Genomic DNA, 17,615 nt, shown 5'->3' on the forward strand with positions numbered 1-17,615 from the left:
AATGATTCCAGGTGAAATGCGAGTAAAAGCGGGCGATTTGCAGATGAATGTAGATCGTGATCGGGTCACAATCGATGTGTCTAACAGTGGCGACCGACCGGTACAGATTGGTTCTCACTATCATTTTTTTGAAGTCAATGATGCGTTGCAATTTGATCGGCAACTGGCTTATGGATTCCGTTTGAATATTGCGCCGGGTACCGCTGTCCGGTTTGAGCCGGGCCAGACCCGCACCATTGAATTGGTGGCGTTATCCGGTTTACGTCATGTTTACGGCTTTGCCGGCCGCGTTATGGGAGCCTTGTGATGAGTCTTAAAATTGATCGGCAAGCCTATGCCGAAATGTTTGGCCCCACGGTGGGCGATAAGGTCCGACTGGCCGATACCGAGTTATGGCTTGAAGTCGAGCAGGACCTCACTACCTATGGTGAAGAGGTCAAGTTTGGCGGTGGCAAGGTCATACGTGATGGCATGGGGCAATCCCAGCTGGTCGCCAGTGAAGTCGCCGATACCGTGATTACCAATGCACTGATTATTGATGCAGTGACGGGCATTATCAAAGCCGATGTGGCGATTAAAGACGGCCATATCTGGGCCATTGGCAAAGCCGGTAATCCGGATATTCAACCCAATGTCACCATCCCGATTGGTGCCGGTACCGAAATTATTGCCGGTGAAGGCATGATCCTCACGGCTGGCGGCATTGACAGTCATATTCACTGGATCTGCCCGCAACAGATTGAAGAAGCCTTAATGTCCGGCATTACCACCATGCTGGGTGGCGGCACCGGACCGGCAACCGGAACCTATGCCACCACCTGTACACCCGGACCCTGGCATATTCACCGGATGCTGGAAGCGGCTGAAGCCTTTCCAATGAATCTGGGCTTTTTCGGTAAAGGCAATGTGTCTCAGCCACAACCCGCCAGAGAACAGGTTGAAGCCGGTGTTATCGGTCTGAAATTACATGAAGACTGGGGCACCACACCTGCGGCCATTGATAACTGTTTGTCCGTAGCGGACGAGATGGATATTCAGGTGGCAATTCATACTGATACCCTTAATGAATCGGGCTTCGTCGAAACCACCCTGGCAGCCTTCAAAGGTCGCACCATTCATACTTTCCACACTGAAGGTGCCGGTGGCGGCCATGCACCGGATATTATCAAAGCCATTGGTTCTGCCAATGTATTGCCTTCATCAACCAATCCCACTCGACCATTTACCATCAATACCCTGGATGAACATCTGGATATGCTGATGGTGTGTCATCACCTGGATCCATCCATTGCTGAAGATGTGGCATTTGCCGAATCACGTATTCGCCGTGAAACCATTGCTGCAGAAGATATTCTGCATGACACCGGTGCGTTTGCGATGATGTCATCGGATTCTCAGGCGATGGGGCGGGTTGGCGAGGTGGTGATTCGTACCTGGCAAACGGCCCATAAAATGAAAGTCCAACGTGGCACACTCAAAGAGGATGCCGAACGCGCAGAGGGTGACTGCGATAACTTCCGGATTAAACGTTACATTGCCAAATACACCATTAATCCGGCGATAACCCATGGCATTTCGCATAAAGTCGGTTCCATTGAAGCCGGTAAATTTGCTGATTTAGTGTTATGGCGTCCGGCGTTTTTTGGCGTGAAACCGACCCTGATATTAAAAGGCGGCATGATTGCCGCAGCGGCGATGGGCGATCCTAATGCGTCTATCCCGACACCACAGCCCGTACATTACCGGCCTATGTTTGGCAGTTTTGGTAAAGCCTTAAAAAGCTCATTAACCTTTGTTTCTGAAGCCGCCTTATCGAATCCGGCTGTCAAAGCACTGGATTTACAAAAGCCACTGGTTGCAGTGAAAAACTGCCGGAATATCAGCAAAAAAGATATGGTATTCAACGATGCCACACCAAAAATCGAGGTCGATCCGGAAACCTATCAGGTACTGGCCGATGGTGAATTATTAATCTGTGAACCGGCAACTGAATTGCCGATGGCACAACGTTATTTTCTGTTTTGACAGCTTATATTCAAGGACAAAAATGTTATCGATTTCGACCAAGCTGGATCATATTCACACCGATACGGTGATAGATGATGTGGTCAGTCTCAGTTTTGATTTGCGGCAGAAAAGCCGTATTCGCGTGACCTTACAATCCGGTAAAGAAGCGGCGTTATATATGCAACGTGGCACTATCCTGCGGGGTGGGGATTTTCTGCAAGCTGATAGTGGTGAAATCATTGAAGTCATTGCTGCTGATCAGTCTGTGATGAAAGTGACTACTACCACCTCAAAGTCTTTAACCCGAGCCGCTTATCATTTGGGTAATCGTCATGTTCCTCTTGAAATTGGAGACGGCTGGCTGAAGCTGGAAACAGATTCAGTGCTGAAAGCAATGTTGCTGGGGTTAGACGTTCAGGTTGAAGAACTGCAAGCGCCATTTGAACCGGAATCCGGAGCCTATGCTGGCGGTGGCGGTCATCACCATCATCATGACGATGATCACTCACATACTCATAGCCATGAGCACGGTCACAGTCACTGAGATGAGTTCTGCATCTTTATCCCGTCTGTTACAACTTGCCAGCCCGATGCTACCGGTTGGTGCCTACAGTTATTCGCAGGGCCTGGAGTGGGCGATTGAAAGCGGTGATGTGACGGATATTGAATCGTCGAAACAGTGGATTGGTGATGTGCTGTCAATCTATTACGCCAACTTCGAACTGCCGGTTTTACTGAGGCTGTTCAAAGCCTGGCAGCAAATGGATGGCTTGCAAATTCAGTATTGGGATGAATATTATCAGGCAGGACGCGATAGCAGCGAAGCGCTCGCCGAAACCCGTCAAATGGCCTACTCGTTGTTAAGACTGCAACGGGATTTAGCCACATGGCCACCACAAATCGTCTTATTAACGGGCAGCTTGCAGCAACCCGCCTTTCCGACGATCTATGCCGTCACGGCGTTGTGCTGGGAAATTTCGCTTGAGGAAATGTTGCACGCCTATGCCTGGTCATTTCTGGAAAATCAGGTCAGTGCAGTGATGAAAACCGTGCCTTTAGGGCAGGTGGCCGGGCAACGTATTCTGTCAGAGTTAGCGATGACTTTGCCTGCTTTAGTCGATCAAGCCATACAATTGCCTGATGACGATATTCAGAATTTCTGTCCGGCACTGAGCATTGCTGGCTGTAAACATGAGACCCAGTATTCCCGTTTATTTCGTTCATGAAGAAGAGAAAGACAAAATGAAAGAACCTTTACGAGTTGGCATCGGTGGTCCGGTTGGTTCCGGTAAAACCGCCTTAACGTTGGCCTTATGCAAACGATTACGTGATAAATACAATATCGCCGTGGTCACCAATGATATTTACACCAAGGAAGATGCCGAGTTCTTAACCCGCAATGAAGCTTTGTCTGCGGACCGTATTATTGGTGTTGAGACTGGCGGTTGTCCGCATACAGCCATCCGTGAAGATGCATCGATGAATCTGGAAGCCGTGGCTCAACTCAGTAAACGTTTCGATCCGTTGGACATCGTGTTTGTCGAAAGCGGTGGCGATAACCTGGCTGCGACGTTCAGTCCGGAATTGTCGGATCTGACTATCTATGTGATTGATGTGTCTGCCGGTGAAAAGATACCCCGTAAAGGCGGCCCGGGCATTACCAAGTCGGATCTGCTGGTGATCAATAAAACCGATTTAGCACCTTTGGTGGGTGCTTCGCTGGAAGTGATGGATCGTGATTCAAAACGTATGCGTGGCGAACGGCCCTTTGTTTTCAGCAACCTGAAACAGGAAGATGGTCTGGATGAGATTGTGGCGTTTATTGAAAAACAGGGATTAATGCTGAATTAACCATTAAATCAAGAGGGAAAAGAAATGAAAAAAATGATGTTAACGCTGTTGGGTTTTTTGGCTTTTCCAGCTATTGCGTTTGCCCATCCGGGACATGATATGGCCAATTTTGCCAGCGGATTCAGCCATCCGTTTACCGGAATTGATCATTTACTGGTGATGCTGGCAGTAGGCTATTGGGCCGGACAATCCATATCAGCAACACGTTGGCAGGTGCCAATGCTGTTTGTGTTGTTTATCTTGGGCGGGGTGGCATTAGGTGCCATGATTCCGGGTCTGGCATTTGTTGAAGTGGCCATTGCGGTCAGTGTTCTGGCAATGGGGCTGGTGATTTTATTAAACACTTCCATCAGCAGCATGTGGCAACTAGGGTTGACCACAGTGTTTGCGTTACTACATGGCTTTGTTCATGGTCAGGAATTGGTTGCTGCAGGGAATGGCCTGATGGCGGTAACCGGTATGGTGTTGGCGACCATGATGCTGCTGAGTATGGGGGTCTATCTGGCAAGCTTTAAAGATCAACTTGGTATAGTGTTGCAACGTGGCTTTGCAGCGCTGTTGACGTTCAGTGGACTCTATTTGCTGGTGATGTAAAAAGCCAGAAACTCCGGTGGGGTTGCTGCAAATCCTCGCCAGACTTAGGTATGGAAAAATCAATACGTAATACTACGTAGATAAAAAATCGGTCGTCATACGTTATGATGCGATTGGGTAAGCTCTGTATCTCTCAATAATTGAGCGTGGGGATCCATCAAGCCTTGGGCTAAATTTATCGGGAAAATGCTTTGATGGAGTCATCAGAACATAACGCACCACAGCGTATTGTTAAAATCCGCCGTGATTACAATACCTGGGTGGCTAATGAAACACTGGAAGACTATGCGCTGCGTTTCACACCACACTCGTTCAGGAAGTGGTCAATTTTCCGTGTCTCCAATACGGCATTGGGGGCCATTTCCTTTCTGGTTTTAGAGGTGATTGGCGGTGCTTTAGCCGTCAACTTCGGCTTTGTGAATGCTTTTTGGGCTATTCTGACGATTAGTCTGATTATTTTTCTGACCAGTTTGCCTATCAGCTATTATGCTGCGAAATATGGTCTGGATATGGACTTGCTGACCCGTGGTGCCGGGTTTGGCTATATCGGTTCGACTATCTCCTCGTTTGTTTACGCCACCTTTACCTTTATTCTGTTTGCGCTGGAAGCCGTGATCATGGCGTACGCCCTGAGCATGTATTTCGACTTGCCAATCTATATCTGGTATCTGATATCGGCGGTGGTAGTGATTCCACTGGTCACTCATGGGGTGACATTAATCAGCCGGATTCAGATGATCACTCAGCCGATATGGCTGTTTTTGATGGTGCTGCCCTTTATTTTTATCTTTGCCAAAGATCCGGATGCATTCAAAGGTTTGACGACATTTGCCGGTGGGTCGGGTTTTGATGGTGGATTTAACATTTACATGTTTGGCACGGCCATCGCCATCGGCATGGCATTGATTCCTCAGGTGGGTGAGCAGGTCGATTTTCTGCGATTTATGCCGGAAAAAACCAAAAACAACCGGCTTCGGTGGCATTTAGGCGTGATACTGGCGGGACCGGGCTGGATCTTCGTCGGTATGATCAAAATGTTTGCCGGCGTGTTGCTGGCCTATCTGGTGTTAATGGGAGCCAAATCCGTTGAAGAAGCCGTTAACCCTACCTACATGTATCATGTGGCCTTCAGCTATGTCTTTTCCAATGCCGATGTGTTGCTGGCGGTCACCGTATTTTTTGTGGTGCTGTCTCAAATCAAGATCAATATCACCAATGCCTATGCCGGCTCACTGGCCTGGTCCAATTTCTTTGCCCGTTTAACCCACAGCCATCCCGGTCGGGTGGTATGGTTATTATTTAATGTATTGATTGCCACCATGCTGATGCTGCTTGATGTGTTTCAGGCGCTGGAGCAGATATTGGGCTTGTATTCGAATATCGCGATTTCCTGGATCACGGCTGTGGTCGCCGATCTGGTGATCAATAAACCTCTGGGCTTAAGCCCTAAAGGGGTTGAATTCCGCCGGGCCTATTTATATGACATCAATCCGGTCGGAGTGGGGGCTATGGCCATGGCTTCCCTGTTATCGGTTTTGGCATTTGTCGGTGTGTTTGGACTGGAAGCACAGTCCTTTTCATCCTTTATCGCGATGTTTACCGCATTAATCTGTTCCCCCCTGTTCGCCTGGTGGACCAAAGGCAAATATTATCTGGCGCGTCAGCCTTATAAATTTCATCCCGGCAAGACTAAAGAAACCTGCAGTATCTGTGAGCGTGAATATGAGATTGACGACATAGCTTATTGCCCTGCTTATCAGGGCGCGATTTGTTCATTGTGCTGTTGTCTGGATGCGCGCTGCAACGATGCCTGTAAGCCGCATGCCAAACTGGATTCACAATGGCAGGCTGCCATGACAAAGCTGTTGCCGAAGTCTTTATGGGGATATATCCAGAATGGTGTAGGCCATTACATCCTGTTGATGGGCATGACGGTGCTCTTGCTGGCCTCGATCTTTGGGCTGATTTACCTGCATATCTCTTTGACTCTGACCGAGAATGCCTCGCAGATTTTGCCGGAGATCCAGATTGGGTTTCTGAAAGCCTTTGCGGCATTGGTTCTGGTCAGCGGTATTATTGTCTGGTGGCTGATTCTTACATCGCAAAGCCGTAATGTGGCACAGCAGGAGTCCAACCATCAAACCAGTTTGCTGCAACGCGAAATCATGTTGCATGAACAGACTGATGCTGAATTGCAGCGAGCCCGTCTGGTAGCCGAACAGGCCAATCAGGCCAAAAGTCGTTATATCACCGGAATCAGCCACGAATTGCGTACGCCGTTAAACAGCATTTTGGGCTATGCACAATTGATGGATAACAATACCGATGTGACGGCAGAAAATAAAAATGCCATTAAAGTCATTCTGCGTAGTGGAGAGCATTTGCTATCGCTGATTGAAGGCACCCTGGATATTGCACGTATTGAAGGTGGAAAGCTGCAATTTGATGTCAAATCCCTGCGTTTTCCTGAATATATCCAGCAAATTATCAGCATGTTTGAGCTGCAGGCAATTAATAAAGGGCTGAAATTTGAGTATGAAATCAGCTCGGATTTGCCGCGTGTCGTGCGAGCTGATCACAAGCGTTTAAGTCAGATATTGATCAATATCATCGGTAATGCAGTGAAATATACCAGTGAAGGTTCAATTCATTTGCGGTTTAATCATGCCCGCGAATTTTTATCGATAGAGGTGGAAGATACCGGACCCGGTATCAGGCAGTCGGAACTGGATCATATTTTTGAGCCGTTTATACGCGGCAGCGCAGCGCAGGGAATTGGTGGCACTGGCCTGGGACTGACCATCAGCAAGTTGCTTACTGAGCTGATGGGCGGTGTTTTGCACGTTGAAAGTCAGGTGGGCAAAGGCACGACCTTTTTTGTCAGACTGTTTTTACCATCCGTTCGGGTTGAAGAGGATTTGCCGTTACTCAACACGCGCATGCCAGTGGGTTATAAGGGACCACGACGTAAATTGCTGGTGGTGGATAACGAACCAGTGGATCGTGAGTTGCTGTTAAATATCCTTGAGCCCTTGGGTTTCGAAGTCAAAGAGGCCGCATCCGGCGCGGAATGTTTACGCATTTATCCGGAATTTCAGCCGGAAATCATTTTTATGGATCTGGCGATGCCGGAAATGGATGGCTGGGAAACCTGTCATCTTATCCGTAATGTGCATAAGTCTGATGTCAAAATCGGCATTATTTCGGCCAATGCGTTTGATAAAAACCTGGAAAATTCTTCAGGTATTACCGATAAAGATTTCATTCTAAAGCCGGTCAATCTGTTTGAGCTTATTAACTGGATTGGTGAACGACTCAATTTACAATGGATAGAAAGCAAGGATGATCTGGTGATTGAAGACGCCACGATGGCGTATGTATTGCCTTCGCAAGCAGTGTTAAACGACTTATTAGAGATGATTAACATGGGATATCTGGTCGGTGTGCGTAAACTGATCAATGACATCGAGGAACAAGGTCTGGCGTGTAAACAGTTTGTGACGGACATACGCCAGATGTCTGACAGATTTCAATTAGGCACCCTGAAAACCTTTATAGAAGAGAAATTAGCTGATGTCTGAAAACCCGCTTAATGCCGTTGTGCTGGTGGTCGATGACACGCCCGATACGCTGGCATTATTACATGATGCTTTGGTGGAGTCTGGTTATACCGTATTGGTGGCTGACAATGGTGAATCGGCGCTGAAAATCAGCTTGGAAGCCACACCTGATATCGTGTTACTTGATGCACTGATGCCCGGTATGGATGGTTTTGAAGTCTGCCGGAATCTCAAAAAGGATCTGAACACCCGGCATATTCCAGTGATTTTTATGACGGGGCTAACCGAGTCTGAGCATGTGGTCGCTGGATTCTCCGCCGGGGGAATTGATTATGTGACCAAGCCGCTGAGTCCGGTGGAAGTAATTGCCCGGATCAATACCCACCTTAAGAATTCTCGATTAATCAATCAGACCCAAGGGGCGCTGGATGCCTTTGGTCAGGCCGCCATCGCTGTGTTACCCAACACCGGCAAGATCATCTGGCAAACACCGTTGGCGCGTCAATTGATTGAGAAATACATGAGCAGTGAAGACGAAACACTGATTCAGGATACGCCCAAAGCATTACAGGAATGGGTAATGCAATTGCATCAGGGGGGCGAGCGACGTTTACGTCCTCATATCGTACATAAACCCACCGGACGACTGATTTTTAATGCCGCCGATCTGCAAAGTGACGAACAGTGGCTGATTCTGTTACGTGAAGAATCCGAAACGGCTCAGATAGAAGCATTAAAAGCCGTCTTCAATCTGACCAACCGCGAGTCAGAAGTTCTGCACTGGGTCATCCTTGGCAAAACCGATAAAAGTATTGGTGAAATTCTCGGCACCAGTCCGCGCACCGTGAATAAACATATGGAACATGTGTTTACCAAACTTGGCGTTGAAACCCGTACGGCTGCGGCTTCACTGGCAGTGAATAAACTTCGCTCATTAAGTGGCAGTAACAATTTCGGCGCATCGGAATAGGGCAAGCGTAGCTTTATCCAGTCAAAAAATTGGCTAATAAATTTCGTGTATTACAACGGCGTGATCATGAAACAAAACTGAACAGGCGTTTAAAAGCCTTGGGGTATTTCAGGAGCACTCATGATTAAAGTCGGAACGGTTCAACAAATCTGGCGTTATCCGGTTAAAGGTATGGCAGGTGAAAGCCTGAGTCATTGTCATCTGGGTGATATGGGATTGCAGGGTGATCGGATATGGGCCCTGCGAGACGTTGCACGGCAGGAAATTCAAAGCTGTAAATTCAGACCGCAATTATTACGCTGTGTGGCGCGTTGCCGTCGTTCAGAGATGACCGGAGCTCATGACCAGGTAGATATTCAGTTTCCTGATGGTCGGGTAGTGGGGAGTGATGATCCGCAAATTCACAGCCTGTTGTCTGATTTAACCGGTCATGATTCGACACTGGAATCCCTGCGACCCTTGTCAGAACTGGACTTTTATCGGCGGCATAAAAAAGATGATCATACCTGGCTGGAAGAATTAAAAGCGACGTTTGATCGTGAAAAGGGGGAACCCCTGCCCGATCTCGATTCGTTGCCACCTGCAGCAGTCGACTTTGTGTCGGTCCCGGGCACTTTTTTTCTGGTGACCCCGTTTCATTTGCTTACTACGGCTACACTGGCACATCTGCAACAGTTAAACCCCGACGCTGATTGGGATATTCAACGTTTTCGGCCCAATCTGGTCATTGAAACCCTGCCGGGCATGGAAGGTCTGGTTGAACAGGCCTGGGTAGATAATACAATGCAAATCGGACAGGCAACCATTGAATGTAATGGCACCACACCACGTTGTGGCGCGGTGACCCGATCGCAGCAGTCACTGGAATCTGATACCAGTATTTTACGAACCATCGTACAAAAAGCCGATCAAAATCTGGGTATTTATGGTGCAATCAAACAAAGTGCGGTGATTCGTCTTGGCGATGAGGTTTTTTTGCAATCCCCCTGATGCTGATTCCCCGGCGCGAGTGCTTTATTCATTAAACGACTGTTGAGTCATCCCAAACGGCTGATGACAAATAAAGGAAATTTACCCAAAATTAGATTAATCTTGTGAGATACATTCTAATTTGATGTTGAAGGTTTAAATTGCAACGACTGGCATTATCCCTGCTTTTAAGCAGTATGCTTTATGGCTGCACCGGGTATCAGCCAAAGGATATCTTTGCGCAGTCCAAAGAGTGGATAGCAAAAACCACTGAAAGAGCGACGGCAAATTATGATGCAGAAATAGAAGCCCTGTTCGCTCAACCTTATATCGATCCACTTACAGATTATCTTAATCTTCACATTGAAGATGAGAGCCGGGCAGAAGCGCTTCGCAAAGTGAATGCAGAACGTAAAGATCGCTGCCAGAAAATTGCCGAAAATTATGCCACGCGCCCACTTACCCAGGAATCATTGACGCTTTATAAAGCCGGATACAATTATTCCTGCCCGAAAGATGTTGAAGCGTTTGCATTAAGATTGGCCAAAGCCAATGAATTAACGCAAAAAACCACTCAGGCTGAGCCCCCGCCACCTAATGAAAATGAGACAGTCGTGCTGGACGAAGCCATTGTTTCAAATGTCAATAAACAGCAATTAAATGATTGTTATTTGCTGACGAACATCAGCAATTTCCCTGAGGCCAAACAGGCATGCCTGTCGCCAGCGAATAAGGGAGATGTGCGTTCACAGTTAAATATGGCACTTATACATAAAGCCCTGGCGGAGTATACGCAGTCACGGCAATGGGCGGAAAAAGTAGAGCAACACTCTCCTCGGGCCCGTTATCTGCTCGGTGAACTCTATGCCTTGGGATTGGGGGTGAAGCAGAACGATCAAGCTGCTTTCAGTTGGTTTGAGAAAGCCGGACAGGATGATTATGCGGATGCTCAATATATGCTTGGTTTATTTTATGAGGCCGGTAAAGGCACTCAGCAGAATACTGAGCTGGCAACCAGTTGGTATCAGCGTGCAGCATTAAATAAACATGTTCCGGCAAAGCATTCGCTGGGAAGCCTGCTGGTGCAGCAAACGGCAAATCCGTCTAATGTTAAAAAAGGCGAAGCGTGGCTGATACAGGCTGCTCGTGCTGGATATGCAGACTCGTCATTATTGATGGGACGGCGGCTGCAGCAAAGCGGACTTACAGAAGATAAAGCCAAAGCCGTAGTCTGGTATGAAGTGGCCCAGCAACAGGGGGCAACTGAAGCAGAAAAACTCGCTGAAAACCTTCGCCCCCAGGTGAGTGCTAATGCCATTAATCTCGCCCGTCAGCAAATTCATCGTATTCTGGAAGGTCAGAATTAATGGGCTGTTTGTATAAAACGGTCGCTAACTGATGCTTCGCTCGCTATTAGTGGACTCTTCAAAAAAACTCATCCTGTGGATGTTGTTTATGCTGGTCATCCTGTTTATTGCCGGCATGTGGATTTTATCTTCACTGAATCTGAATTATTCGGAAGATACGATTGGCGAGGTTCGCCAGAAGCAGATTGAAGAGACTTTTTTCAATAATCTGAACCAAATTGTACAAACCCAAAGCACCTTAGAGCGTGACACCACCGATTTAGCACGTATTGGCAGTTTGTTTGCCGAGTTATTTGCCTCCAAGCGTAATTCACAGGTGTTAAATGCAGAATTAAGTGTGATGTTACAGGCAAAGCTGAATGACTTTAAGAACACTTCCGCTGTGGGTATCTGGTTTTTACCCGAACACGTCAGTCAGGGTGGAAAGCCGATTTCACGCTATGCATTTCGTGATAAAACAGCCAGCATAGAAGTGTTAACGGAGTCGAACTCACAGCTTTTAAGTTTTGAGCAACAACACTGGTTCAACCTGACGGACATGGCGGCTGTAGAGGATGTCGACATCCAACGTGATGAAATCTATTGGACGCCTGCCTATTACAACGAAATAACAGACAGTGCCGTGTTAACGTTGATCAAACCTGTCTTGAACAGTCAACAGCAAGTTGTTGGTTATGCAACAACAGACTGGGAAGCAGATCAGATTGTTGATCTGGTGAGTCAGGTCAGTATCACTCCGAATACCTTTGCCTTATTAATCGATAAAAATAAACGCAAACTGTCCAGTTTGAGCAGATTGAATAATGAACGCTATGCTCAGAAAATCATCGATTCGGTAATGAGTCAGGAGTTTATTGAGCTGCAATTCAACAACGCTATTTCACGGCTTCAAACGAGTCAGCAAAAAGCACTTTTGCAAACCCATCAGTTTACGGTTGATGATAACGAATATGTACTCTATGCCGCGACCACGCCGGCACAGATGTTGTTTGCAGTGGGTGTTCCAAAAAATGAAATTGATGCGGTTATTGCACCGATGCGAGTTATTAATCAACGCATCCTGATTGCAACCAGTATTGTGATCTTGCTTTTGTCGGCTTATCTGGTTTACCGCATTGCATTGCTGATGCAGGAATTGCAGGCTTCCTATACAGACCAGCTGACAGGCTTGCCAAACCGGGCAAGATTATTATTGGATTTGGAGCATCAGCGTAAAAACACCTTAATACTGGTGAATATTGATCGATTCCGGGAGTTAAACAGTATCTTCGGTAATGATTGTGGTGATGCCGTATTGCAAAGCCTGACAGAGAGTATTGCTGCATTTTGTCGTGACTACAATCATGCCGATAACGCCAGACTTTATCGGTTATCCGGTGACGAATTTGTTCTGTTGGGTTTTGCATGGTCTAAGGAATTCCTCACCGGATTCCTGAGACAATTAAGTGACTTTCTGCAAGAACAGCACCTGCAATGGCAGGATCAGGATATCAGCATCACCGCAACCATAGGTGCTGCAAGTCAACATGATGCTGGGGCAATCAATGATAACTCACCTGATATCGTCATCAGTCATGCCACAGCGGCGTTAAAAATTGCCCGCCACACGTCACGACACTATGCGATTTATAACAGTAAGCAAGATGTTGAACGGGTGTATGAGCAAAACCTGTTCTGGGCCAGACAACTAAAACAGGCATTACAACAGGATCGTATTGTTCCCTGGTTTCAACCAATCATTGATAATCAAAACGGCCAAATAAGCAAATATGAATGCCTGATCAGAATGATTGACCCCGATAACGAAGTGATTAGTCCGGGTGTGTTTTTGCCAGTGGCCAGTAAATTACGACTGGATAGCCTGCTCACCCGGGTAATGGTGGAAAAGTCATTTCAGAAATTTGCCAAGCTCAACTACGAATTCTCCATCAATCTGTCCTATCGTGATTTACTGGATACGGAACTCATACAGTTTATTTTCGAGAAGCTCAAAACCTATCACGTTGGTGAACGATTGATTTTTGAAATCCTTGAGTCCGATGGGATCGATAACTACAACGAAGTCCGTCAGTTTATTGATAAGGCGAAAAGCTTTGGCTGCAAAATTGCCATTGATGATTTTGGCAGCGGCTACTCCAACTTCGAGCACCTGCTCCGTTTAAATGTGGATTTGATTAAAATCGACGGCAGCCTGATAAAAAACCTTAATGAAGATCAATCGGCTATCGTTGTGACCCGAGGTGTAGTGCAGTTTGCCCGTAGCCTTGGCATCAAAACCGTCGCGGAATTTGTTCACTGTGAAGCCGTACAAAATCAGGTTCAGGCGTTGGGTATCGACTTTTCTCAAGGGGCGTATTTCAGTATGCCTCAAGCAGAGTTGGTCGATAATGAAACGGTTTAGAGAACCACTTCCAGATAGTTAAAGGTAAGTTTATCGTTATTATTAAAAGCGGCATAAGCTGCATCGTGCTCATTAAGAGCATAGCACTGGATCGTGCGCTGATTTTTTTCACCGTAAACTGCAAGCATATACTCAGCCAATAGGGTTTTGACGACCATGCCGCCTTTTTCCTCTGAACAAATCAATGTCGAATCAATTTTTCGCAGCGTTACATTTTGCTGTTCTATAGAGGACATTGATTTGAAATAGGCTTCTTTGATACACCAGGTTTGATAGAAATATAACGCTGGATTTGCATGTTGGTGAAATAATTCCAGTTCATCTGGAGACATAAATAATTCAGCCATTGCAGCCATGTTGTTCCGCGGGACAATTTTTTCAATATCTACGCCAATGGCGGAATTTGAGATGGTGACCACCACTCTGTCATGACTATGGGAAAGACTTAAATAAGTGGTAACGGGAAGGTTATGAATGACGGGAAATTTACCGGCCTTTTCTTCAATATTCCAATAATCCACGGGCTGGTTATACGCATTGGATAACGCATAACGTATCAGCCATCGGCTCAATAAATATTGTCGTTGTTTGAATGTAGATTTGATTAATTTAAAGCGTTTGTATTCAGATATCGATAACAAACGTTTGCATGTCTGTTCTTGTTGTACTGACGATTCCTCAACTCTGGCGAACCAAAGTTGAGGGAATTCGGATGACTTATTCGGCAATTCTGACCACTTCACCTTGCAGAGCGACACCAGCCATAATGGCACCTGCATGACATTCATATTCGGTTTCACTGCTGACCGTATTTTTTTTGTAATAGCTGTTGATATTGATGACTGCGTTACCACCCTCGGCTTTCACTCTGTCCTGCAATGAAAGCATTGCGCTGAGCAATACCCATTCACAAGCCGCTTCATCAGACTTACCGAACGCGTTGGTTTTTTTATTGCTGACAAATTTGCCAAACGATTTTTCTATTTCCGGGTGTGGCTGATTGCCAAAATAAAAACGAATATTGGGATCGAGTTTTTCTTTAAAATCTGCCGAGTTCATTGCTGCTTCGATTGACAGCATATGTTGTGTATCCCGACTGTGAGCCTGAGTAGAAAAAATAAGAACAGATGCGGTTAATAAAATTAACAGGTGTTTCACAATGTTACCTCCATGTAGATAGTAAGAAAGCGGCAAGTATAGGCGAGTCGGGTTGGGTGCTCAATGGCAGATTAGACTTGCATAAACACCTTGGCAAAGTAAAATCCCTCGTTCGATGATTTAAACTAAAAGAGCCGAGATGGATCTTGGAGCCCTGAAAATGACAGTTAATGAGTGTATGCAGTGGTAAGCCTTAATCTGGAAACCTGGTCAGCATTGGCTCCGGGACTGGATACTAAAGCGTCATGGCAAGCATGGTTTGATAGCTCATCAGATGATGGCCCTGCAGAAACTTCTCCGGCTTTAAAACAGATACCGGCTTTGCTGCGTCGGCGTTTTACCACGCTGGGTAAATATGCCGCAGCCTCCACGTTGAATGTGTTGGCAGAAAACCAATCTATGCCGGGTATTTTTGCGTCACGGCATGGTGATACCGGTTTAACGTTGTCGTTACTTGAAGAAATCGCCAGGGATCAGCCGATTTCACCCACAGGTTTCAGTTTAGCCGTGCATAACGCGGTGGCCGGAATCATTTCCATTGCCCGCAAAGATAAATCACCGATAACGGCCATTTCAGCAATGAATGGTCTGCTGTTGCAAACCTTGTTTGAGGCTGCCGCACAACTTGAGAGACATGAGCGTGTTTTCTGTGTTGTTTATGATATTCCGTTACCCGCCCTGTATCAGCCCTATGAGCTGAGTGTGCCATTTCCACTGGCATTAGCCTTCGTGGTGAGTCGTTCTGATGATGCTAAGGCAAATTTAACTTTACAGCCAACGACACAAGCGTGTTCTGAGCTCAGTACTTATCAGGAGATATTTCAATTCATCAAGGTATTGATGGATGAAAAAGGCAGCCTGATGATGAACGTTAATCAGGCAAATTGGCACTTGGCGGTGGATGCCAGACAATGACAGCATTTCTTGACCGCAGCTGGCGTTTATTTGCCACAGCATTAAGTTTCTTTTTATTTGGGCTGGGCAGCGTATTTATTTCATTGCTGTTGGCGCCGATTCTGATGGTATTGCCGGGTACATCGGTGCAAAAGCAGCGTCGCGGTAAGGCATGTATTCATCATGTATTTCGATGTTATATCGGCTTAATGAAGCTGCTTGGGGTGCTCAGTTATGAGGTGCATGGTCGCGATAAGCTCCAGGGCGCTAAATTGATACTGGCCAATCATCCGTCTTTAATTGATGTGATTTTTCTGATTTCGCTGGTGCCCAATGCCAACTGTGTCGTAAAAAAGGCCTTGTTACGCAACCCGTTTACATACGGTCCCGTTAAAGCTGCGGGTTATATTCTCAATGATGATTCAGTTGATGTGGTCATTGAAGCGGCCCAGCAGGCTTTTGACAGAGGGGATGCACTGATTATTTTCCCTGAAGGTACCCGTTCTAAACCCGGACAACGACTCAGCCTGAAACGCGGTGCTGCCAACGTGGCCGTTCGTACAAAAGTGGATGTGACACCGGTCATCATTGATTGTCAGCCCCTGACATTGACTAAAGGTGAGCCGTGGTATCGCATCCCTCAACAACGGCCACATTTTGTTATCAGGATCGAGCCGCCTATGCCGATAGCAACCTATATAGATAATGTGAAACCTGCCATGGCAGCCAGAAATCTGACAGCCGATTTAACCGGTTTTTTTAATAAGGAAATTGGATTACATGAGTGATCTTAATCGTGAAATAAAACAAATGATTATCGACAGTCTTGATCTTGAAGATATTGAACTGGAAGACATTGAAGATGATGCTCCGCTGTTTGTAGATGGCTTGGGATTAGACTCTATTGATGCCTTAGAAATTGGCCTGGCCTTACAGAAGCAATACGGCATCAAGTTAAAAGCCGATTCCGAAGAAACCCGCCAATATTTTGCCAGTGTTAATGCGTTAGCCAAGCTGGTTGAATCCCACCGAACTAAATAAGTGAACGCCATGAAGAGTCAGGAAGAAATCTACAACAAGATAGTGGCCGTATTTGAAGAGTTGTTTGAGATTGATGCTAACGATATCTCGCCTGAATCCAATCTATATGAGGATTTGGATATTGATAGTATTGATGCGGTTGATCTGGTGATCGAACTGCGAAAAATGACCAGGAAAAAAATTCAGCCAGATGATTTTAAAGCCGTCAGAACTGTGCAGGACATCGTTGAACAGGTTGAGAAGTTGCTCCATTCGGCTTAATGAACTCAATGGTAAAAGCCAGTTTAATACTCTTATCTATTCTGTATCCCTTTATTGTTTATTGGGGGATACAGCATGATGCCTATGGTTGGTTACTCACGATGCTGGCAGGCTTGCTGGTATTGCGTTGGATAACAGCTTCATCCGCTCAGGAACGCTATTTTTTGTGTCTGGCTGTTATTGTTATTGGTGCTGTCGTGTGGTGGCTGGGTGAAAAAAATGGCCTGAAACTCTATCCCGTCATTATCAACTTGAGCCTGTTATTTCTGTTTGCCTCAAGCCTGCTCACGGAGATGAGTGTTGTCGAAAGACTGGCGAGAATTCGTGAACCGGAGTTGCCAGAGAAGGCCGTTCTTTATACCCGCAAGGTCACGCAGATATGGTGCGTGTTCTTTGCCTTCAATGCCACGTTGGCATTGATAACCGTGCTACTGGCAGATGATGCTTTATGGCTTTGGTATAACGGTGTGGTGGCATATTTTCTGATCGGTGGCCTGATGCTGGGCGAATGGCTGGTCAGACAACGGGTAAAAGCGGCTTAA

The 17,615-nt window shown here is 46.4% G+C and carries 18 protein-coding genes; 16 read left to right on the plus strand and 2 right to left on the minus strand.

Translation table 11 applies throughout. The features are described 5' to 3' along the window. Nucleotide 1: 1 nt before the first annotated feature. The 11 genes from B2337_RS13830 to B2337_RS13880 all read left to right on the plus strand — a co-directional run bounded on the left by B2337_RS13830 (nt 2) and on the right by B2337_RS13880 (nt 13,719). On the plus strand, nt 2-307 hold the full coding sequence (locus tag B2337_RS13830; protein ID WP_292360834.1) for an urease subunit beta: 306 nt from the start codon (nt 2-4) through the stop codon (nt 305-307). Further along, nucleotides 307-2,025: an urease subunit alpha gene (ureC, locus tag B2337_RS13835; protein WP_292360832.1), complete on the plus strand. Its 1,719-nt coding sequence runs from the start codon at nt 307-309 to the stop codon at nt 2,023-2,025. Before B2337_RS13830 ends, ureC begins: the two co-directional genes overlap by 1 nt. 22 nt (nt 2,026-2,047) lie before the next feature. Further along, nucleotides 2,048-2,551, plus strand: a complete 504-nt coding sequence (gene ureE / locus B2337_RS13840; RefSeq protein ID WP_292360831.1) for an urease accessory protein UreE — start codon at nt 2,048-2,050, stop codon at nt 2,549-2,551. 1 nt (nt 2,552) lies between these two features. Continuing rightward, nucleotides 2,553-3,233, plus strand: coding sequence for an urease accessory protein UreF (locus tag B2337_RS13845; RefSeq protein ID WP_292360829.1), 681 nt, complete (start codon nt 2,553-2,555; stop codon nt 3,231-3,233). A gap of 16 nt (nt 3,234-3,249) precedes the next feature. Further along, complete coding sequence (gene ureG / locus B2337_RS13850) at nt 3,250-3,858, plus strand: urease accessory protein UreG (protein WP_292360827.1); 609 nt, start codon at nt 3,250-3,252, stop codon at nt 3,856-3,858. Between the two features lie 24 nt (nt 3,859-3,882). Continuing rightward, nucleotides 3,883-4,452, plus strand: a complete 570-nt coding sequence (locus B2337_RS13855; protein ID WP_292413877.1) for a HupE/UreJ family protein — start codon at nt 3,883-3,885, stop codon at nt 4,450-4,452. A gap of 194 nt (nt 4,453-4,646) precedes the next feature. After that, nucleotides 4,647-8,033 carry a hybrid sensor histidine kinase/response regulator gene (locus B2337_RS13860; RefSeq protein WP_292360824.1) on the plus strand — a complete coding sequence of 1,129 codons (3,387 nt, stop codon included), beginning with the start codon at nt 4,647-4,649 and terminating at the stop codon, nt 8,031-8,033. After that, nucleotides 8,026-8,982: a response regulator transcription factor gene (locus B2337_RS13865; protein ID WP_292360822.1), complete on the plus strand. Its 957-nt coding sequence runs from the start codon at nt 8,026-8,028 to the stop codon at nt 8,980-8,982. Before B2337_RS13860 ends, B2337_RS13865 begins: the two co-directional genes overlap by 8 nt. Nucleotides 8,983-9,102: 120 nt before the next feature. Further along, nucleotides 9,103-9,972, plus strand: coding sequence for an MOSC domain-containing protein (locus tag B2337_RS13870; protein ID WP_292413878.1), 870 nt, complete (start codon nt 9,103-9,105; stop codon nt 9,970-9,972). A gap of 140 nt (nt 9,973-10,112) precedes the next feature. Further along, a complete protein-coding gene (locus B2337_RS13875; RefSeq protein ID WP_292360819.1) occupies nt 10,113-11,318 on the plus strand; it encodes a tetratricopeptide repeat protein in 1,206 nt (401 codons plus the stop codon). 31 nt (nt 11,319-11,349) lie between these two features. After that, nucleotides 11,350-13,719, plus strand: a complete 2,370-nt coding sequence (locus tag B2337_RS13880) for an EAL domain-containing protein (RefSeq protein ID WP_292413879.1) — start codon at nt 11,350-11,352, stop codon at nt 13,717-13,719. Here B2337_RS13880 and B2337_RS13885 read toward each other — a convergent pair. Both B2337_RS13885 and B2337_RS13890 read right to left on the minus strand, forming a co-directional pair. Next, on the minus strand, nt 13,716-14,507 hold the full coding sequence (locus B2337_RS13885) for a 4'-phosphopantetheinyl transferase superfamily protein (RefSeq protein WP_292360815.1): 792 nt from the start codon (nt 14,505-14,507) through the stop codon (nt 13,716-13,718). The two genes, B2337_RS13880 and B2337_RS13885, sit on opposite strands and share 4 nt — an antisense overlap. After that, nucleotides 14,437-14,877, minus strand: coding sequence for a hypothetical protein (locus B2337_RS13890; RefSeq protein WP_292360813.1), 441 nt, complete (start codon nt 14,875-14,877; stop codon nt 14,437-14,439). The genes B2337_RS13885 and B2337_RS13890 overlap by 71 nt, the downstream gene beginning before the upstream one ends. A 183-nt stretch (nt 14,878-15,060) precedes the next feature. Between B2337_RS13890 and B2337_RS13895 the strand changes: the two genes are divergently transcribed. The 5 genes from B2337_RS13895 to B2337_RS13915 are packed head-to-tail and all read left to right on the plus strand — an operon-like array spanning nt 15,061 to nt 17,615. Continuing rightward, nucleotides 15,061-15,792 carry a beta-ketoacyl synthase chain length factor gene (locus B2337_RS13895; protein ID WP_292360811.1) on the plus strand — a complete coding sequence of 244 codons (732 nt, stop codon included), beginning with the start codon at nt 15,061-15,063 and terminating at the stop codon, nt 15,790-15,792. Then, nucleotides 15,789-16,559, plus strand: coding sequence for a lysophospholipid acyltransferase family protein (locus B2337_RS13900; protein ID WP_292413880.1), 771 nt, complete (start codon nt 15,789-15,791; stop codon nt 16,557-16,559). Before B2337_RS13895 ends, B2337_RS13900 begins: the two co-directional genes overlap by 4 nt. Next, on the plus strand, nt 16,552-16,812 hold the full coding sequence (locus tag B2337_RS13905) for a phosphopantetheine-binding protein (RefSeq protein ID WP_292360807.1): 261 nt from the start codon (nt 16,552-16,554) through the stop codon (nt 16,810-16,812). Before B2337_RS13900 ends, B2337_RS13905 begins: the two co-directional genes overlap by 8 nt. A 9-nt stretch (nt 16,813-16,821) precedes the next feature. Next, a complete protein-coding gene (locus B2337_RS13910; protein ID WP_292360805.1) occupies nt 16,822-17,073 on the plus strand; it encodes an acyl carrier protein in 252 nt (83 codons plus the stop codon). Nucleotides 17,074-17,081: 8 nt separating this feature from the next. Continuing rightward, nucleotides 17,082-17,615: a hypothetical protein gene (locus B2337_RS13915; protein ID WP_292413881.1), complete on the plus strand. Its 534-nt coding sequence runs from the start codon at nt 17,082-17,084 to the stop codon at nt 17,613-17,615.

Origin of the sequence: Methylophaga sp. UBA3192, from assembly GCA_002363955.1 — a bacterium.
In the GTDB taxonomy this organism is placed as follows: Bacteria; Pseudomonadota; Gammaproteobacteria; order Nitrosococcales; family Methylophagaceae; genus Methylophaga.